This is a genomic window from Haladaptatus caseinilyticus (assembly GCF_026248685.1).
GTDB lineage: Archaea > Halobacteriota > Halobacteria > Halobacteriales > Haladaptataceae > Haladaptatus > Haladaptatus caseinilyticus.
This window is the reverse complement of the sequence record NZ_CP111036.1, coordinates 1,771,765-1,788,712: the sequence shown is the minus strand read 5'-3', so window position 1 is coordinate 1,788,712 and position 16,948 is coordinate 1,771,765. Positions and strand designations below refer to the sequence as shown.

Annotated in this window: 22 protein-coding genes; 9 read left to right on the top strand and 13 right to left on the bottom strand. The window is 59.6% G+C overall.

All coding sequences use genetic code 11. The annotated features are described in order from the left end of the window. Positions 1–37: 37 nt before the first annotated feature. A complete protein-coding gene (locus OOF89_RS09700) occupies positions 38–718 on the top strand; it encodes an AzlC family ABC transporter permease (RefSeq protein ID WP_266075588.1) in 681 nt (226 codons plus the stop codon). 1 nt (position 719) lies between these two features. Further along, the gene (locus OOF89_RS09695) at positions 720–1,064 is read left to right on the top strand and encodes an AzlD domain-containing protein (protein WP_266075586.1); all 345 of its coding nucleotides are present in this window, start codon (positions 720–722) and stop codon (positions 1,062–1,064) included. Between the two features lie 14 nt (positions 1,065–1,078). Here the strand turns inward: OOF89_RS09695 and OOF89_RS09690 are convergent, their stop codons facing one another. The 3 genes from OOF89_RS09690 to OOF89_RS09680 form a co-directional block, all read right to left on the bottom strand. After that, complete coding sequence (locus OOF89_RS09690) at positions 1,079–1,225, bottom strand: hypothetical protein (protein ID WP_266075585.1); 147 nt, start codon at positions 1,223–1,225, stop codon at positions 1,079–1,081. A 124-nt stretch (positions 1,226–1,349) separates the two neighbouring features. Beyond that, positions 1,350–2,219 carry a deoxyribonuclease IV gene (locus tag OOF89_RS09685; protein ID WP_266075583.1) on the bottom strand — a complete coding sequence of 290 codons (870 nt, stop codon included), beginning with the start codon at positions 2,217–2,219 and terminating at the stop codon, positions 1,350–1,352. 369 nt (positions 2,220–2,588) lie between these two features. Beyond that, positions 2,589–3,398, bottom strand: coding sequence for a lipoate--protein ligase family protein (locus tag OOF89_RS09680; protein WP_266075581.1), 810 nt, complete (start codon positions 3,396–3,398; stop codon positions 2,589–2,591). A gap of 106 nt (positions 3,399–3,504) precedes the next feature. Between OOF89_RS09680 and OOF89_RS09675 the strand changes: the two genes are divergently transcribed. Together OOF89_RS09675 and OOF89_RS09670 are read left to right on the top strand one after the other, a co-directional pair. Continuing rightward, the gene (locus OOF89_RS09675) at positions 3,505–3,738 is read left to right on the top strand and encodes a hypothetical protein (protein ID WP_266075579.1); all 234 of its coding nucleotides are present in this window, start codon (positions 3,505–3,507) and stop codon (positions 3,736–3,738) included. Between the two features lie 63 nt (positions 3,739–3,801). After that, positions 3,802–4,212, top strand: a complete 411-nt coding sequence (locus OOF89_RS09670; protein ID WP_266075578.1) for a VOC family protein — start codon at positions 3,802–3,804, stop codon at positions 4,210–4,212. A gap of 39 nt (positions 4,213–4,251) precedes the next feature. Here OOF89_RS09670 and OOF89_RS09665 read toward each other — a convergent pair whose 3' ends face one another. Together OOF89_RS09665 and OOF89_RS09660 are read right to left on the bottom strand one after the other, a co-directional pair. Then, a complete protein-coding gene (locus OOF89_RS09665; protein ID WP_266075577.1) occupies positions 4,252–5,391 on the bottom strand; it encodes a pyridoxal phosphate-dependent aminotransferase in 1,140 nt (379 codons plus the stop codon). Next, positions 5,388–5,876: an Lrp/AsnC family transcriptional regulator gene (locus tag OOF89_RS09660; protein ID WP_266075576.1), complete on the bottom strand. Its 489-nt coding sequence runs from the start codon at positions 5,874–5,876 to the stop codon at positions 5,388–5,390. The genes OOF89_RS09665 and OOF89_RS09660 overlap by 4 nt, the downstream gene beginning before the upstream one ends. A gap of 255 nt (positions 5,877–6,131) precedes the next feature. Here OOF89_RS09660 and OOF89_RS09655 point away from each other — a divergent pair, with 255 nt between their 5' ends. Next, positions 6,132–7,049: a serine/threonine-protein kinase RIO2 gene (locus OOF89_RS09655; protein ID WP_266075575.1), complete on the top strand. Its 918-nt coding sequence runs from the start codon at positions 6,132–6,134 to the stop codon at positions 7,047–7,049. A gap of 42 nt (positions 7,050–7,091) precedes the next feature. On the opposite strand, the gene OOF89_RS09650 is transcribed toward OOF89_RS09655, so the two are convergent. Beyond that, positions 7,092–7,244: a DUF1328 domain-containing protein gene (locus OOF89_RS09650; RefSeq protein WP_266075574.1), complete on the bottom strand. Its 153-nt coding sequence runs from the start codon at positions 7,242–7,244 to the stop codon at positions 7,092–7,094. Positions 7,245–7,836: 592 nt separating this feature from the next. On the opposite strand from OOF89_RS09650, the gene OOF89_RS09645 reads away from it, so the two are divergent. Continuing rightward, positions 7,837–8,427 carry a 50S ribosomal protein L15e gene (locus OOF89_RS09645; protein ID WP_266075572.1) on the top strand — a complete coding sequence of 197 codons (591 nt, stop codon included), beginning with the start codon at positions 7,837–7,839 and terminating at the stop codon, positions 8,425–8,427. A gap of 206 nt (positions 8,428–8,633) precedes the next feature. Here the strand turns inward: OOF89_RS09645 and OOF89_RS09640 are convergent, their stop codons facing one another. The 4 genes from OOF89_RS09640 to OOF89_RS09625 form a co-directional block, all read right to left on the bottom strand. Next, positions 8,634–9,812, bottom strand: coding sequence for an AI-2E family transporter (locus OOF89_RS09640; RefSeq protein ID WP_266075570.1), 1,179 nt, complete (start codon positions 9,810–9,812; stop codon positions 8,634–8,636). A 109-nt stretch (positions 9,813–9,921) separates the two neighbouring features. Continuing rightward, positions 9,922–10,077 carry a hypothetical protein gene (locus OOF89_RS09635; RefSeq protein ID WP_266075568.1) on the bottom strand — a complete coding sequence of 52 codons (156 nt, stop codon included), beginning with the start codon at positions 10,075–10,077 and terminating at the stop codon, positions 9,922–9,924. Positions 10,078–10,175: 98 nt separating this feature from the next. Continuing rightward, positions 10,176–11,192: an NADP-dependent oxidoreductase gene (locus OOF89_RS09630; protein WP_266075566.1), complete on the bottom strand. Its 1,017-nt coding sequence runs from the start codon at positions 11,190–11,192 to the stop codon at positions 10,176–10,178. A gap of 57 nt (positions 11,193–11,249) precedes the next feature. Further along, complete coding sequence (locus OOF89_RS09625) at positions 11,250–12,065, bottom strand: CPBP family intramembrane glutamic endopeptidase (RefSeq protein ID WP_266075564.1); 816 nt, start codon at positions 12,063–12,065, stop codon at positions 11,250–11,252. A gap of 124 nt (positions 12,066–12,189) precedes the next feature. Here OOF89_RS09625 and ubaA point away from each other — a divergent pair, with 124 nt between their 5' ends. Further along, entirely contained in the window at positions 12,190–13,008 is an 819-nt protein-coding gene (ubaA, locus tag OOF89_RS09620) for an SAMP-activating enzyme E1 (RefSeq protein WP_266075562.1), read from the top strand. 80 nt (positions 13,009–13,088) lie between these two features. Then, positions 13,089–14,207, top strand: a complete 1,119-nt coding sequence (locus tag OOF89_RS09615) for a hypothetical protein (RefSeq protein WP_266075560.1) — start codon at positions 13,089–13,091, stop codon at positions 14,205–14,207. An 8-nt stretch (positions 14,208–14,215) separates the two neighbouring features. Here the strand turns inward: OOF89_RS09615 and OOF89_RS09610 are convergent, their stop codons facing one another. Together OOF89_RS09610 and OOF89_RS09605 are read right to left on the bottom strand one after the other, a co-directional pair. Then, on the bottom strand, positions 14,216–14,728 hold the full coding sequence (locus tag OOF89_RS09610; RefSeq protein ID WP_266075558.1) for a winged helix-turn-helix transcriptional regulator: 513 nt from the start codon (positions 14,726–14,728) through the stop codon (positions 14,216–14,218). Positions 14,729–14,741: 13 nt separating this feature from the next. Next, positions 14,742–15,068 carry a DUF7471 family protein gene (locus OOF89_RS09605; RefSeq protein ID WP_266075556.1) on the bottom strand — a complete coding sequence of 109 codons (327 nt, stop codon included), beginning with the start codon at positions 15,066–15,068 and terminating at the stop codon, positions 14,742–14,744. Positions 15,069–15,193: 125 nt separating this feature from the next. On the opposite strand from OOF89_RS09605, the gene OOF89_RS09600 reads away from it, so the two are divergent. Then, a complete protein-coding gene (locus OOF89_RS09600; RefSeq protein WP_266075554.1) occupies positions 15,194–15,826 on the top strand; it encodes a DsbA family oxidoreductase in 633 nt (210 codons plus the stop codon). A 21-nt stretch (positions 15,827–15,847) separates the two neighbouring features. Here OOF89_RS09600 and OOF89_RS09595 read toward each other — a convergent pair whose 3' ends face one another. After that, positions 15,848–16,918 carry a guanosine monophosphate reductase gene (locus tag OOF89_RS09595; protein ID WP_266075552.1) on the bottom strand — a complete coding sequence of 357 codons (1,071 nt, stop codon included), beginning with the start codon at positions 16,916–16,918 and terminating at the stop codon, positions 15,848–15,850. Positions 16,919–16,948: the final 30 nt, after the last annotated feature.

The window sequence follows — 16,948 nt, the reverse complement described above, 5'->3', positions numbered from 1 at the left end:
CAAGCTTGATACCGGAAAGCGAACCTACGATGAGACAGTGTCTTCATCACGTGCGGATTTCCTCTCCGGAGTTCGGGTTTCCCTTCCGATTATTCTCGGTATCGTTCCGTTCGGAATGGTCGCGGGGGTTGCCGCCGTCAGCGCCGGGATACCGGCCGCACAAGCGCTCGCTATGTCTGTCGTTATTTTCGCTGGAGCGTCCCAACTCGCCGCGGCAGACCTCATCGGACGAAACGTGCCCGCCGCCATCGTCGTGCTGACTGTCCTCATCATCAATCTCCGGATGATGATGTACAGCGCCTCCATCGCTCCGTACTTCCGCAAGCAGTCGGCACGGTGGAAGGCGGGGCTTGCATATTTCCTCACCGACCAGGCGTATGCCGTCTCCCTGATGCGGTTCGAACGCGACGACGAGACGAACCGGCGATGGTACTACCTCGGCGTCGCAACCCCGCTCTGGGTAGCGTGGCAGTTCGCCACCGTGGCTGGAATCCTTCTGGGCACGAGCGTCCCCCCGAGTTGGAAGCTCGAATTCGCCGTCCCGCTCGTCTTCCTCGCGGTCCTCGTCCCGAGTGTTACCGACCGCGCGACGACGGTGGCCGCGGTCGTCGGCGGGACGACTGCAGTCCTCGCCGAGGGACTCCCGTTCAACCTCGGGCTGGTGATCGCCGCAATCGTCGGCATTCTCGCCGGGTTGTTGGTCGAGGAGGTGGCCTAAGATGGCGCAGACGGGATTCACCCCCGAAATGCTATGGCTCATCATCATCGGTGCGGGAGTCGGGACCTACGCGATTCGGGTGTCGTTCATCGCCTTTTTCGGACGGTTGGACGATATTCCGGACTGGATCGAACGGGCGCTTCGATTCGTTCCCGCGGCGGTGCTTTCCGCGCTGGTCGTCCCGCAGTTCGTCTATGCCGACGGCGCGATTTCACTCTCACCCGATAATCTCCGCCTGTTCGCGGGGGGATTAGCGATACTCGTCGCGTGGAAAACCGAGGACATTCTGGCGACACTGGCCGCGGGAATGGGCGCGCTGTGGCTGTTGAGTTTCCTGTTCGGCTGAAAACGGGTCGCTATTTACTGACGGTACATCGATCGTCGAATCGTCATGAAGAGTGCGATGATGACACAGCCGACCGTAAATGCCATGACGACGGGATTTCCGGTCGAATCGAGCCGCCAATCGAAGACGATGGAGCCAACGAGTCCGACGACAACCGCCAACAAGCCGACGAGTTAGAGAGCGTTGGACTGCGAACGCATGATCGATAATGATCCGTGTCAATACAAAAAATCGGTCACTGGGAAGCGGTGTGGAAACGGATATGGTGTAGCTGTTCGCTGACGACTATTTGTTCCTGAGTTCCTTCACGCGGTCGATATTCCACGCAAAGCCTTTGCCGTTCTCGGTCGGCGTTTCGAGGACGAGCGGCACGTCTTCGAGTTCGGGATGGTTGATGAGCGTCTCCATCCCTTCCTCGCCGATGAGGCCCTTGCCGATGTGGGCGTGTTCGTCCTTGTTCGTGCCACACTCGTGTTTCGAATCGTTGAGGTGGATACATTCGAGGTGTTCGAGTCCGACGACATCGTCGAACTCCTCGATGGTCTCCTCGACACCCTCGCTGGTGGAGAGGTCGTAACCCGCCGTGAACGCGTGGGCCGTGTCGATACAGACGTCCAGGTCCTGCTCCGACTCGGAGAGTACCTGCGCAAGGTGTTCGAAGTCGCCGCCGAGTTTCGTCCCGCTTCCGGCGTCGCTTTCGATGAGCACCGTCACGCCGTCCGGGATGTCCAGTTCATCGAGTGCGCTCGCGGCGTTCTCAAGTCCGCCTTCGACGCCTGCGCCAGTGTGTGCGCCGAGATGGACGTTCACATACTCGACGCCGAGTTTGTCCGCGGCATCGACTTCCTTTTGCATGCTGTCGATGGATTTCGCGCGGAGGTCGTCCTTCGGCGTGCAGAGGTTGACGAGATACGAGGAGTGGATAACCCACGGTCCGTCGAGTTTCCCTTCGGTTTCCCGCTTGAACAGTTCCGCCTCCTCGTCGCTGATGTTCGGTTCCTTCCACACCTGCGGGGAAGTCGTGAATATCTGCCCGCAGTTGCCACCGAAGGTAACCTGCCGACAGACGGCGTTGGCGATGTTACCGTGCTTCGGTTTCGACTCGTCACTGGAGACTTTCGAACTGGAGATGGACACGTGTGCTCCGACTCGCATATTCGCTGACTAGTAATTCGGGGGTCAAATGCACTTCGAAGCGCTTCCGAACACGAATGTCGATACCCCAAGAGAGTCGCGAAAGTCCGATTCAGGTGGCCTGTCGGTCGGGAAGGGGGCAGCCGAGTAGAGGTGGCCCACCCGTTACCAGCGACGGGACGGTCGAAGCCATCTCGCTTTCGTCATCCTTGCGAACAGTTCTGTACCGTCATCGTTTTGCACGAACGATTTCGGACCGGAATCTCCCGATAGACCCGACGATGGACCTACCGCCGCTGTCGAAGTTTCAGGAAGCGATTCAGATGCATACGGTCCTGTACCGGAACGGGTTGGCTTTTGAGCCGATGGTACACGACAGGACAGGTTGGATTACGCAGTCGGGTCGTCGCGCCGTTTCGTCCACGCCTCGCTTCCGAATTTGGCACGGGCGTGTTCACGTCCCCGAGACAGTTCGTCGTCAGTCCACTCTCCTCCGCTCGCGTCGGCCCAGTCCCGAAGTGCGGATTCCACAGCCGTGACGGCATCTTCGCGGGAGAGACTGACTTGTTCGTTTATCGTCGTCACGCGTTCATGGAACGTCTCCGGCGTGGTATCCGGTTCTGCGAACGTCGAAAGGTGGCGCTCGGCGTCCAGGGCGAACTTCAGTGAACCGTGTTGGATGACGGCATCTTTCCGGCGGTACTGGGCGTTTCCGCTGATTTTTCGCCCCCTCGCTACTACGTCGTGTGCGGGATGGAGTTCGCGAAGGTAACACGCGGGTTGATGGATGACGGGGAGTTTTTCGTCGGTGAACTGCGCGTCGATACCCATCCGATCGAATGCATCGAAGAGAGGGTTACAGAGCAGTTCGTACGTGTCCATCAGGTTTCCCGGTAGTTCATCGGCGGGCGCGATGATGGAATAGGAGATATCCCCGTAGTTGTCGTGGTAGATGCCGCCACCACCGGTGGGTCGCCGGGTGACGGTGATGTTTTCGGTTTCGCAAAACTCCCAATCGACCGTTTCCGGTTCCTGTCGGTAACCGAGCGACAATGTGCTCGGCTCCCAGCGATATACGCGAAGGGTTCGCGGGCCGCCCTCCGCTGCGGTTTCGGCCGCGATTTCGTCCAGTGCCATGTTGAGCGGGCCGTCCCACGACTCCTCTCGAATCAGCCGCCAGTCCCTATCCGCCAGCGTCATACCACGGGGTTGGGAAGGGGGAGCAAAAGCGATTGCGGACGACAGACAATCGAGTTGACAAAACGCTAGTGGATGGTAAAGGGATTCGCAGATGTAGCTGAAGCCATTGTTCGTCGAACCACAGGCCGAGTTCGGAAGTTACGAACTCATCGAAACGACCGTCACGTATCGATCGTTGGACTTCTATCGTGACAACCCGGTGCAGGTTCGAACCGTCGTTGATCCACGAATCACACCGCCACCCGACCTCGCACAACTGGTGGATGATCGAATTACTCGACGAACCGGGAAGGAAACTGACGTCGAAGTAGCGTTCGTTCGATCGCAGGAATCGTCCTGACCGAACTGATTCGACCGACCTTCGATTCGGTAATCATTTGTCAGCGTACCGCCCATTTCGAGCGTGACATCCGATTCTCGATCCGGATTACTCCATCACGTCGAACTGTACGCCTCGGACTTCGACACGTCAGCCGCTTTCTGGGAATGGTTACTCGGTGAACTCGGCTACTCCGTCTACCAGAACTGGGACGGTGGTCGGTCGTGGAAGCGTGGACCGACGTATCTCGTTCTCGTGCAGGCGGATGAGAAGTATCTCGACGAACCATATCATCGCAGTCGTCCGGGTCTCAATCACCTGGCGTTTCACGCCGACTCGCGGGAGCACGTGGACGAACTGACTGCGCAGCTTCGCGAACGAAGTATACAGATCCTGTACGAGGATGACCATCCGTATGCAGGTGGAGACGGCCACTACGCCGTCTATTTCGAGGATCCGGAACGGATGAAAGTCGAAATCGTTGCACCGGAGTGACTCGGACGCGACAACGGTTCGAAGTCGTCTCCGAACCGACTATCGCTCGGTGATGAACGTCTCGATTCTGCTCATGGCCTCCCGGAGGTCGGCCATTCCGGTCGCATACGAGACGCGAAGATGGCCTTCACCGCCCTCGCCGAAGACGCTTCCCGGAACGATGGCGACTCCCTGTTCACGGAGGAGATTTTCGGCGAACGCTTCGTCGTCGCCATCACAAGCGGGAAAGGCGTAGAACGCGCCGCTGGCGTCGAAACAATCTAGCCCCATCTCGTCGAACCGTGAGAGCACGAATCTCCGGCGACGATTGTACTCATCCCGCATCTCGGCGACCTCGTCCGCACAATTTCTGAGCGCGTCCAACGCGGCGTACTGGGCCGTTACGGGAGCCGAAAGCATCGAGTATTGGTGAATGCGATTCATCGCGTTTATTGCTACTTCCGGGCCGAGGGCATAGCCCAATCGGAGCCCCGTCATCGCGTAGGCTTTCGAAAACCCGTTAAAGACGATAGTTCGTTCGCGCATGCCCGGTAAGGTGGCGATGGAGGTGTGGTCGCCGTCGTATGTGAGTGCCGCGTAGATCTCGTCCGAGAGGACGAAGAGGTCGTTTTCGCGGACGAAATCGGCGACTACCGCGAGTTCGTCACGAGTCATCGTGGCACCCGTGGGATTGTTCGGATAGCACAGCACGAGCACTTTCGCATCCGCCGCACCCGCCGTCTCGAGTGCTTTCCGCGTCAACACGAACTCGTCGTCTGCACTCGTCGGAACCGGGAGTGGTTCACCACCTGCGAAGGTGACGCCTGGGACGTAGGAGATGTACGACGGTTGTGGAACCGCGACTGAGTCGCCGGGGTTCACCAACGCTCGCATAGCCACATCGATGGCTTCGCTCGCTCCTGCAGTTACGAGGATTTCAGTATCCGGGTCGTACTCCAAGTCGTATCGCCGGACGTGATCGGTAATCGCCTCGCGGAGATCGTGTCGTCCTCGGTTGGCCGTATACGACGTTTTTCCGCGCTCCAGCGCATCGATTGCGGCGGTACGCGCCGACCATGGTGCAGAGAAGTCCGGTTCGCCGACCCCCAGCGAGATGATGTCGTCTCGCTCCTCCGCGAGTTCGAAGAAGCGACGAATACCCGACGGTGGAACCCGTTCGACGCGGTCTGCTGGGTTCATGGTGAGACGGAGAGTCGGTCGTCCTCGTCGTGGTCGTCGAATTCGATGCCGCGCTCCTTGTACGTCTCCATCACGAAATGGGTGACCGTCTGTGTCACTTCCGGAATCGGAGCGATTTGCTCCGCGACGAAGTTCGACACGTCGTGCATCGACTCGCCCTCGACGTCGAGGGCGAAATCGTAGTCGCCGCTAACCAACCGGAGGGACGCCACCTCCGGAAACTTGGCGATTCGACGGGCGATCTCCTCGTAGCCGGTTTCACGGTCGAGTTCGACGTTCAGTTCGACCTCGGCCTCGACGTGTTCGTCGGTGAAGCGGTTCCAATCGACGACCGCTTGGTAGCCTCTGACGATGCCCTCCGATTCAAGGTCAGCCACCATCGATTCAACGTCGGATTCCGAAAGTCCGATCTGTCGGGCGAGGTCGGCAGTGTCCTCACGGGCGTTCGACAGCAGGAGAGTCAGTAGTTCTCGTTTCGACTCCATAGCGGTTCTGCGGTTGTGGGGCACAAAAACCTGACCGCACCTGACAGCCAACCGTATCGGAAGTCGGATTTTGTATCGCGGTATTTGATTTACTGCAGGGGTCGCCACTTACTGCCATCGTGCAACGACGGACAGAGATGGTATCCGCGCGCTCTCTATTGCGTGTATTCCGTCTACGTTTGGGTTACACCGATGTCACACCCGATTCGAGTCGTGGCGCAAGTCCCTTACGCACCCACCGAGTAGACGAAGCCGATGGTTCGGAACGTCGCCCCCGAGATGGCCGAGTTGGAGCAAGCGGATTTTTACTTGCTCTCCGGCGTCGAACAGGGCATGCGCTTCAGCGAGTGGGTTCAAAAAGAGAAAATCCCGAACTTCTCGCGGTTGACCGCCGAGGAAGTGGATTACCGAATCGACCGCTGTCTGGACCGTGAACTGCTCCAGCGTAAAACCATACAGTACGAGGGATACACCCTCACGTTCGAAGGATACGATGCCCTGGCGCTCCGAACGTTCTCACAACGGGATACGATTCAAGGAGTCGGCTCGCCGCTCGGCGTTGGCAAGGAAAGCGACGTGTACGAGGTGCAGTCGTTCCGCCCGCTCGCGCTGAAATATCACCGGGAGGGGTATACGAACTTCCGCGAAGTGATGAAAGAGCGCGATTACACATCAGACCGCGAGCACGTTTCGTGGCTCTATACGGCCCGAAAAGCGGCCGAGAGGGAGCATGAGGTGCTCGAGACGCTCTACCCGGACGTAAGCGTTCCTCGGCCAATCGACCACAACCGCCACGCAATCGTGATGGAGAAAGTGGACGGCGTCGAACTCGCTCGTGCGAAGTTCGAAGACTCACAGGTCGTCCCGGTGTTGGACCTTGTACTCGGTGAAATGAACGAGGCCTACGCGCGCGGCTACGTTCATGCCGACATGAGTGAATACAACGTCTTCGTCAGCAGTGAGGGGGTCACGGTGTTCGACTGGCCACAAGCCGTGCCGACCGATCACCAGAACGCGGTCGAGTTCTTGGAGCGCGACGTGCGAAACGTGGTGGGGTATTTCCGACGCAAGTATCCCCGACTCGTCGGCGACGTGAACGTGTCGGGTGTCGCACGAGCGATCGCTGATGGGACGTTCGAATCAGTGCGAGACCACGTAGCGGACGAGCCATAGACTCGACACTGCTGAATAATTCGGGGAAAAGCGAGTCGCCGGTCAGAGGACGTACGATATGATAGCTAAGACGAGGAAGACGATAACCAACCACTTGGCGATATCCATCGATAGCCCCGCAACGCCGCCCGCGCCGAGCACCGCGGCAATGATCGCGAGGACGAAGAACGCGATCGCGAGTTCGAGGATAGCCATCAGTACGCCACCTCACTGATTTCGTATCGGGATACGAAGTTCATGAGAATTGGTAGGCTAGCAAGCGACTTCTGACTGCGGGCTGAATTAGCAAGGTTCAGATATGGCTTTCGGCCATTCCGGGGGTGAAAATTTGGGAAATTCGATGTTCGAATCGTGATTGCTGCGGGAAAGGAAATCGATCAACCCGTACTCGTGTCACAATAGAGACGGAAGGAGGAGGAGGAGGTTCCGATGGTAGCGAGTGACAGTACCACGAATCGGGTCCGGAATGGATGCCTCACCAGACCCTCTGGTATCCCGTGTGACGAAAGATGATCGCCGCACCGTCGAAGCGAACTGCTTCCCGGACCACATGTGCGTTTCCGGAAGACTACCCGACGGTCGCTCATCGGCAATCGGAACGATGGTGAACCTCGTGCGAGTTGTGCCAGAGAGAAGACGAAGCCCTTAAACCCACGAACCGGGAATTTTCGATAACTCGCTGGTCGACGGGCACCAGTGGGCACCTGCGATCGCAGGACGGAATGTGGCGTGTCCGATTCGAACATCGTTCACACGCTGAACCACTCAACGCCCGTGGTGATAGACCATGGCAAAAAGCTTCTATACCCACATTCGAGACGCGTGGAAGGACCCGGACGACGGCAAACTCGCCGAACTCCAATGGCAACGAAAGCAGGACTGGCGCAAACAGGGCGCGATCGAGCGAATCGAGCGCCCGACCCGACTCGACCGTGCCCGCTCCCTCGGCTACAAAGCCAAGCAGGGCATCGTCGTCGTACGCGCGAGCGTCCGCAAGGGTGGTGCACGCAAACAGCGCCACAAAGCAGGCCGCCGTAGCAAGCGCCAGGGTGTCAACCGCCTCGGCCGGCGCAAGAACATCCAGCGCATCGCCGAGGAGCGCGTGAGCAAGAAGTACCCGAACCTTCACGTGCTCAACTCCTACTGGGTCGGTGAAGACGGGAGTCAGAAGTGGCACGAAGTGATTCTCGTGGACCCCGAACACCCCGCCATCCAGAACGATGACGACCTCAGTTGGATCTGTGACGACTCGCACCGTGGCCGCGCACAGCGCGGTCTCACGAGCGCGGGCCAGAGCAACCGTGGCCTGCAACAGCGCGGGAAGGGAACGGAACACACCCGACCGAGCAACTCGAAAGGCAAAGGCCGCGGTAAGTAACGACGTCCGCGGTTCGACAACGACCACGGTTTTTATGGGACCGATTCGGCAACAACTGCTCTTTTTGTCGAGCGTCGGCTTCTGGAGCTTCGGCGCTGGAGCTGTAGAGGGACCCGATTACCGTTACAATTCATAAACCAAAGCGTACGATTCGGGATTCAGTTCGTGATTCCTCCGTGAAGGAGAACCGATCGAATCGTCGTCGATCAGTCGTCGTTGTCGCTGGTTGCCGTATTGTCGTCGTCCGGGGACGCGTTTTTGTTGACGGTGTCGGGATTCGTTCCGATGGACCCACCCATCGAAACGGTCGGCGTGAGTGGTTCACCGTGAAGCAGCTGTGGGAGAACGATTCGAATCGCTTCGAGCATCAGGATGAACAGAATCGGGAGCAGGAAAAAGCCATACCAGCCGAACAGCACCGGGCCGAGCAAGTAGGCGAACATCATTACGATCATATCGAGTTGGCGGCCGGTCATGTACGGCTGAACGAACGTCTGCGGAAGGATATCGAGGACGAGGAAGTAGACGACGAGAACGGCGCCGACGAACCCGAGATGGTTGCCGCCGGAGTTCATCGCCTGAAATCCGAGGTAGCCCACGACCGGGAGGTAGATCAGTTTCCCGACGACGATTGGAATCAGGCTGGCGACGCCGGTCAGCAACCCGAGCACGAAGACCATCGGGACGTGAAGTGGCCCTGGTGCGAAAAGGTTCGTCGCCGAGTACGTCACCACAGCAATGAGGGACATGGCGATGACGAACAGGAAGTTCCCGAAGAAGACGGATTCGAGGTCCTCGTCCACGGCAGTAGCGTACGCGTGGGCCGTCGTCTCCCGCCCACCGAACAGCCGCGTCAATCCATCTTCGATATCGTCGTCGTTCTTGAGGAGGAAGTACGAAAGTGTTAGGGACAACCCCACGAGGAGAATTCCACCGATGAGACTCGAGGCCACCTTTATTCCCGTTTGCAGTAGTTTGCCGGGATTGGTCACGAACCGCCGTGGGTTCCGAACGGTCGACAGCAGTGTTCGACGTTGTTGGTTCGACAGTGCGTCGAGAACGTTTCCCGGGATCGGAACGCCACTCGTGCTCCCGAGAAGCTGTTGGGCCTGTTGAACGAGATGAATACCGGCGTAGAACGCGAGTAGGATGACCGGAAGCAAGACCACGACGAGTGTCAGTCCAGCCACGACGCCGTCCGAGTCGGTGAGGGAACCGAGCCGCCGATAGATCGGTCGCGTGGCGTAGTACCCGAATATACCGAGTACCAGCATCCCGACGAACGAGTATGCGATGAACGCCGCGATAACGCCGAGGGCGAGAACGAATAGCCACCAACCGATACGAAAGCGATTATCGGTGGTAGCCGAGAGAGGATTGTTCATCTCCTTTCGGATAGCGGTTTCACCCCTGAAACGGTTGTGGCTGCACGGTGAAAGGTCCCGGTCGAACGACGGCCGTCCCCTCCGTCTCGTTCGTTCTTCGTGCCCCGGATTAGTCGTCCGATACTAATTCCAACTCGATTGTTACGTCCCCCCCGATTTCGATTTCGATTTCGAACGGTCCCCACTCGAACTCGAACTTGCCGACCTTCGCGTCGATTCGCCACTGCAGTTCGTTTACGTCTTCTTCGCCCACCTGTACTTTCATAGTAGCAGACAGGCTACGATAACCACGAAGAAAATTCTTCGTGCCGCCGGGAATGACGGCACCTCCCGGACCTACGCGGGAGAGCATCGTGTGGGGGACTACGCCTCTCGTTCGCCGACTTTTACCAACTGCTTTCCGATGTTTTCCCCTTCGAACAGCCCCAAGAAGGCATCAGGTGCGTTTTCCAACCCCTCCGTCACCGTCTCGCGGTAGGTGAGTTCGCCCGACGAGACCCATTCGCCCAACTGCCGGGTCGCCTGCTCGAAACGGGGGGCAAAGTCAGCCACGAGGAGGCCCTGCACCCGTGCACGACTCTTGATGAGTGTACCGAGTTTTCGCGGGCCCGTCGGTACTGACTCCTCGTTGTAGAGCGCGATTTGGCCGCAGACGGCGACACGCGCATCGACGTTCAGTTTCGAGAAGACGGCGTCAGTAATCTCACCGCCGACGTTGTCGAAGTAGACGTCCACGCCATCGGGTGCGGCCTCGTCGAGTGCCGCACCGTAGTCGTCCGTGGTCTTGTAGTTGATTCCGACGTCGAATCCACATTCCGTTTCGAGAAAGTCGATTTTTTCGTCGGAACCGGCGAACCCGACGACGCGAGCGCCCGATTTCTTCGCAATCTGGCCCGAAACGGAACCGACCGCGCCTGCCGCACCGGAAACGACGAAGGTATCACCCGCTTTCGGTTCCGCTACTTCTCGGGTCCCGAAGTACGCGGTTCGACCGGGCATCCCGAGGACGCCGAGCGCGGTCGAGATCGGCGCAAGGTCGGGGTCGACCCGCTGGAGTTCGGTACCTGGAGCGGTCGCATAATCGGCCCATTCGAGATTGCCAGCCACGACCTGCCCCTCCTCGAACCCCGAACCGTTCGACTCCACGACTTCGCCGACCACGCCACCTTGAAGTGGATCGCCGACGTCCCACGGTTCGGCGTACGATTCCGCGTCGCGCATCCGCCCACGCATATAGGGGTCAACGGAGAGGTACAGCGTTCGGACGAGAGCTTCACCCGGTCCCGGTTCCGGAACGTCCACTTCGACCAGTTCGAACGTCTCGCGATCCGGTGTCCCATCGGGGCGCTGTGAAAGGAGGTATTTTCGGTTAGTCGCCATGGGAGAACGAACGGCAGGGAAACGGAACAGTACTTCGGCAGAAGCCGCGTTTGCCGCTTACACGACGAGAACAAGTGACACGATGACGAGTGGCAGATGAAACGACACGTGACCAACCATCGCCGTTTCGAGGCTCTGTCGCCAGTAGAGCCAGCCGAACCCGATTCCCGCGATTGCGTTGAGAAGCACCGTTCGAACGACCACGGCGGATGTCAACGGTGCGGTTATCGACTGGGCAGGGAGGTGACCCAATCCGAAAACGATGGCGGAGATGACGATTGCAGTCCACATGAGCGGGTCCGACGGACGCTCGCCGCCGGTCAGTTTCCAGAGACTCCACGCGACGAGTGACATGATCCCGTATCGTAGCATCAGCTCCTCGGTAATTCCACCGTAAAGGAATCGTACGGGAATCCCGGCGAGAACGTCGAAGATTGACACGTTACTCGCTGTTACGACGGTCGTCGTCGAGAGTCTTGGAACGAACGACGCGAACCCGAAATCCAGCACGAGTGTGAGGAACGAGATCCCAACGCCGACACCGATGCCGATAGGAACCTCCTCCGCGAACAGGTTCGGCGGCTGAATTCGACCCGTGATTCGGGCCAGCAGACGGGAGCGAAGTCCCACTCGGGGGGCAAGAGCAGTTCCGACGAGGCACGCGAGTACGAGCAGAATGAGTGGTTGTGTAACCGCCAGGAAAAACAACGCCGTCGCCGATAGTTCGGCCAGTTGTGGAAGCGTCCGAAGCACACCGATCGACGAAACACCGACAGCCACGATGCCGGGGAGTCCGAGAAGAAACATCGCTACGACTCCTTTCACAAACGAACGCGATCCCGTTCGTTTCGTTCGGGCTGTGACGGTTTGCATATCACAGGGGCCGCATCGAAGGGCGAAAAACTATTCCAATTCCCTTTCACCGTGCGCTCGACGTGAACCGAATGTGGGGTCGTTGAACCACGGGTTTATACATCGATACAACCAATCCGAACGCATGAGCGGCCTTTCGCTCGACGCGACACAGCTCGACCGGTACTCTCGGCACATCATCATGGACGAAGTGGGGCCGGAGGGCCAACAGGCACTCCTCGATTCCGGCGTTCTCGTCATCGGAGCGGGAGGACTCGGCGCACCGGCAATCGAGTATCTCGCCGCCGTCGGCGTCGGAACGCTCGGCATCGTGGACGACGACGTAGTGGAGCGAAGCAACCTCCAACGGCAAGTCGTTCACGGTGACGACGACGTTGGACGCCCGAAAGTCGAGAGTGCGAAGGATTTCGTCGCCGACCTGAACCCCGACGTAACCGTCGAAACCCACGAACTGCGGGTCGAGCCCGAGAACGCCGAAACGCTCGTCACGGACTACGATTTCGTCGTCGATGCGACCGACAACTTCCGGACGCGCTACCTCGTCAACGACGTGTGTACGCTGGCCGGGATTCCGTTCTCCCACGGCGCGATTTACAAGTTCGAGGGACAGGTGACGACGTTCACGACCGACGGACCGTGTTATCGGTGTCTGTTTCCCGAAGCACCGCCGGACGGCATGGTCGCTGACTGTGCGACGACGGGTGTTCTCGGCGTGCTACCCGGAACCGTGGGTTGCATTCAGGCCACCGAAACGGTCAAATGCCTCACCGGAATCGGCGAACTACTGGAAGGCAGAATGATATTTTACGACGCCATGGACATGACCTTCGAGGAGGTCGAGTACCGCAACAATCCCGACTGCCCGGTCTGCGGTGACGAGGGCATCGACTCGATAGGCGAAGTGGAGTATACCGACGAGTCGTGTGCGGTGCAGGCTGATTAAACCGAGGTCCTCTCTCGATGGCAACTCGATAGGCGGCGTGAATCCAGTGCCTACATGTCGACCGAATCGTAAATCCGATTATGGACTCGAACGTGAAAGCATGGGGGAGCCGAGCGCTCGTGGTACTGACGGCCCTCGCCACGCTTCCGATCGCTTCCGCACACGGCGGCGGCCATGGACCAGCGTATCCACAATGGCTCGCACTGGTCGTTCTGTTCGTCGGCGTTGGTATGGTCGCTGGAAGCGTCCTCCTCGGACGCACCGTCTGGGTACATCAACGAACGGTGGCACTCTGGGGTGTTTTCGTTGGCCTGTTCGTCGCCGCCGCCGGAGCGGTTGGACTGGTACAGTTGTCGCCGGTCGAAACGCTCCATGCATCACAGGCACCGCTCGGTAGGGAGTGGTATCAGCCACTGACGCTAGCAGCGGGGACGATCGTCGCCGTCGGGAGCCTCCTCGTCGGACGCCTCAAGTGGCCCGAGCGCCCGCGTTATGCCGGTGTCGGGATGCTACTCGGGGCGTGGGTAGCCTATCCCGCTGTGATGGACGCTTTCGGCGCGCGAACGCATCCACTCGGTTATCTACTCGTCTTCGGTGCCCCGCTGGGCGTTGGCTACGTGCTCTGGCGGGACGCCCGTCGGCCGCTCTCGTGGGTGACGAGCGACCGACCTGCGCGCTGGTTCGGTATCGGAAGCGGCATCCTCGCGGGACTCTTTTTCGCGTTCTCGATGGGGATGCTCACCTTCGTCCCGGAACACGGTATCGGTGTTCCCGACGGTGCGTTCGTCACGACGATTCCCGTCGCCAATCCGCTCGTTTACTGGACCGCCGTGGAGTTCAGCTTCCCGTCGATTCCCATCGCAGGCGTGTTCTCACCCGGTATGCTGATTCAGATCTGCATGGTCGCGGTCCTCGTCGGTCTGAACGCCTCGGTCATCGCGTTCCAGTGGCAAAGTTCGACGAAATCCGGCACGAGAGAGGTCACCTCAGGGACGGCGGCAGTGGCGGCCCCGAACGCCTGCTGTTGTTGTGGCCCGATCATTTCGGAACTCGCCGTGGTATCCGTCGGACCGTCCGCCGCCGCCCCGCTCTACTGGTTGTTCGTCGACCTCGCCTCGCCAGTCGGCGCGCTGTTTTTCGTCTTCAGTATCGCCCTGTTAGCCGGAAACCTGGCGTGGTTCGGCATGCAGAACGAGTGACACAACCGTCAGTCCGCCAATAGATCATCCACGAGTCGGGTAAACCGGTCCACCATCCGTTCCGGGAACGACGGCGTGACGGTCGCCAGCAGTTGACCGGTCGCTTCCGGACGTGCTGGAACGAGCGTCACCCGATTTCTCGCGTCGCGTCGTTTTTCGACTAACTCCTGCTCTACGAGATGGTCGACGTGCCATTCGAGCGTGCTCCGGGCGATACCCAGATCGTCCGCGAGCCTTGCTGGGCGGTCCGTTTCACGCTCAAGAAGGGTGACGAGAACGTCACGTGCAGTCTCCCTACGGAGGAGGGCGAGCGCGGACCGCTCCCACTCGTCGTACTCCGGGGGGTAGTAGTGTGTTTTCCCGTACAGTTGTTCGCTCGTGAGTTGTCGTTCTCCGAGTAGATCACGGAGATGATACTGAACCTGTCCGGGTGCGAGTCCCGACCCTCGAACGAGGTCGTTGAAATGGACGCCGGGACGGGATTCGACGTATCGTGCTATCTGCGTTCGTGTTTCTGTCATCGTCGTGTTTCAGTTATCGCGTTTCGATTTTCCGTGCGTAGTACACCGCGCCGATGAGAAGGGCGATGATTACTACGTCGAGCGCGTGTTCCGCGAGATGGTGCGTGCTTCCCGTGAGATAGTTGGCGGTCGTCAAGCCGCCGATGAGCGTCTGCCCTGCGAGTGCCCCAAACGCCAACGCGACCAGCAGGTACGGAACCGACCGACGTTGTCGAAAGGCGACCACCGATAGCGTGAAGACGACTGCCGACCCGACGGCCGCCAACACGAGGACGGTCGGGAGCATCAGTTCGGCACCGCCTCCCGCAAGCGCGTGAAGCGGCTGGGCCACGGATGCCATTCACAGTAACGTTAGTGCTCCGGCTACCTCAGGTGTTCGGTTCGAGACGGGTTCGACGCGGGCGATGCATCGGCAATTCCCTCCCGATTCGTCTCCCTTTACAGGCGGAACCCACAAGAAAGGGTATGAGCGACTCACAGAACAGCGATCGAGTGACGGTCTACTCCGACTACGTCTGTCCGTTCTGCTATCTCGGACGCAAATCCCTCGAACGCTACGAGGAACGAAGGGACGACACTGTCGAGATCGACTGGCACCCGTTCGACCTTCGAAGCGGGAAGCGAAATCCGGACGGCAATATCAACCACGGAGTAGACGACGGCAAGGACGACGCCTACTACGAACAGGCGAGGGAGAACGTCCGACGGTTGCAGGAGAAATACGACGTCGAGATGGCGCAAGAGATCGCGACCGATATCGACTCGCTTTCCGCGCAGATCGCCTCGTTCTACGTCAAAGAAGCGTATTCAGACCGATGGCGAGCCTTCGACGAGGCTATCCTGGATGCGCTCTGGCAGGACGGACGGGACATCGGCGATTCGGACGTGTTGGCAGAAATCGCCGAAAACGAGGGTATCGACGGTGACGAGGTTCGAGAAGCGATCGAAGACGAGGAACGACAGGAGCGAGTTCACGGGAAGTTCGCCGAAGCACAGCAACGAGGTATCACGGGCGTTCCGACGTTCACCTACGAGGGCTACGCGGCCCGGGGTGCGGTTCCGCCGGAGCAGCTAGAACGGCTGATAGATGGTGTATAGGTCGAGAAAAAGCGCATTTCGCTATTGCAACGGTGCCAGCTCTTTTTCGGTCTCGGGTTCCACATCCGCGAACACCGAGTGAGCGCCTTCGCGCTCACGTGCGCTCGGGGCAACCTGAATGAACTCGGCGTTCTCGCGGGCCGCTTCGATGTCGTGACCGCCACAGTAACTCAACCCGGAGCGGATTCCGGCGAGGAACGGTTCGACTTCGCTCGCGAGCGATCCTTTGTACTCTGTCAGGCCCGCGATACCCTCGTCCGCATCCGGCGTGAGGTCCTTGTCGGTGCGGTTTTCGTTCGCCGCGGTGGACGCCATCCCGCGAGAACGTTTGAACTTCCGGCCATCGACGGTCACCGTCTCACCAGGTGCTTCCTCGGTTCCGGCGAAGAAACTGCCCAGCATCACGGTGTCGGCACCCGCCATCAGCGCCTTCACTGCGTCACCGGAGGTTCGAATACCGCCGTCCGCGACGATGTGAATGCCGAGTTCGTGGGCTTGCTCCGCACAGTCATCGACCGCGGTCAACTGCGGGGACCCAGCGCCGGTGACCTCCCGGGTCGTGCAGTGGGAACCGGGGCCAACGCCGACCTTCACGCCGTCCGCACCCGCAGAATAGAGGTCGGAAACCGCCTCCGGAGTGACGACGTTGCCCGCGACGAGTTCCGCGTCGGGGAACTCGCCGTCGATGCGCGAGACGGCATCGAGACAGCGTTCCATGTGGCCGTGGGCGACGTCGACCATGATACAGTCCACGCCCGCTTCGAGCGTGGCTTCGACGCGCGCCTCGAACTCCTCGTTGATGCCGACAGCGGCGGCGACGAGTTCGCCAGCGTCCTTGACCGAGCGAACCATCTCCGCCTGTTCCTCGATGCTCATGAACCGGTGGAGCGTTCCGAGACCACCCATTTCGGACAGCGCGATGGCGGACTCCGTTTCCGTGACGGTGTCCATGGCCGCGCTCAGCAGCGGTGCATCGAGTTCGAGATCGGGAGTGAGATTCGTGGAAAGGGAAACGTTACTCCGGCTATCGACCGGGGAGCGTTGTGGAAGCAAAAGCACGTCGCCGTACGAAAGACCAGTCCTGATGTCCATCGGTAACCTTCATTTTCGAGTTTTCGGCTC

Bases quoted from the DNA above. Each gene is read 5' to 3' on its own strand.
- OOF89_RS09660 (WP_266075576.1), bottom strand. From the start codon at position 5,876: ATGGAGTCGAAACGAGAACTACTGACTCTCCTGCTGTCGAACGCCCGT.
- ubaA (WP_266075562.1), top strand. From the start codon at position 12,190: ATGAGCGGCCTTTCGCTCGACGCGACACAGCTCGACCGGTACTCTCGG.
- OOF89_RS09610 (WP_266075558.1), bottom strand. From the start codon at position 14,728: ATGACAGAAACACGAACGCAGATAGCACGATACGTCGAATCCCGTCCC.
- OOF89_RS09640 (WP_266075570.1), bottom strand. From the start codon at position 9,812: ATGAACAATCCTCTCTCGGCTACCACCGATAATCGCTTTCGTATCGGT.
- OOF89_RS09680 (WP_266075581.1), bottom strand. From the start codon at position 3,398: ATGACGCTGGCGGATAGGGACTGGCGGCTGATTCGAGAGGAGTCGTGG.
- OOF89_RS09665 (WP_266075577.1), bottom strand. From the start codon at position 5,391: ATGAACCCAGCAGACCGCGTCGAACGGGTTCCACCGTCGGGTATTCGT.
- OOF89_RS09600 (WP_266075554.1), top strand. From the start codon at position 15,194: ATGAGCGACTCACAGAACAGCGATCGAGTGACGGTCTACTCCGACTAC.
- OOF89_RS09635 (WP_266075568.1), bottom strand. From the start codon at position 10,077: ATGAAAGTACAGGTGGGCGAAGAAGACGTAAACGAACTGCAGTGGCGA.
- OOF89_RS09655 (WP_266075575.1), top strand. From the start codon at position 6,132: ATGGTTCGGAACGTCGCCCCCGAGATGGCCGAGTTGGAGCAAGCGGAT.
- OOF89_RS09645 (WP_266075572.1), top strand. From the start codon at position 7,837: ATGGCAAAAAGCTTCTATACCCACATTCGAGACGCGTGGAAGGACCCG.
- OOF89_RS09695 (WP_266075586.1), top strand. From the start codon at position 720: ATGGCGCAGACGGGATTCACCCCCGAAATGCTATGGCTCATCATCATC.
- OOF89_RS09625 (WP_266075564.1), bottom strand. From the start codon at position 12,065: ATGCAAACCGTCACAGCCCGAACGAAACGAACGGGATCGCGTTCGTTT.
- OOF89_RS09650 (WP_266075574.1), bottom strand. From the start codon at position 7,244: ATGGCTATCCTCGAACTCGCGATCGCGTTCTTCGTCCTCGCGATCATT.
- OOF89_RS09615 (WP_266075560.1), top strand. From the start codon at position 13,089: ATGGACTCGAACGTGAAAGCATGGGGGAGCCGAGCGCTCGTGGTACTG.
- OOF89_RS09605 (WP_266075556.1), bottom strand. From the start codon at position 15,068: ATGGCATCCGTGGCCCAGCCGCTTCACGCGCTTGCGGGAGGCGGTGCC.
- OOF89_RS09630 (WP_266075566.1), bottom strand. From the start codon at position 11,192: ATGGCGACTAACCGAAAATACCTCCTTTCACAGCGCCCCGATGGGACA.
- OOF89_RS09685 (WP_266075583.1), bottom strand. From the start codon at position 2,219: ATGCGAGTCGGAGCACACGTGTCCATCTCCAGTTCGAAAGTCTCCAGT.
- OOF89_RS09595 (WP_266075552.1), bottom strand. From the start codon at position 16,918: ATGGACATCAGGACTGGTCTTTCGTACGGCGACGTGCTTTTGCTTCCA.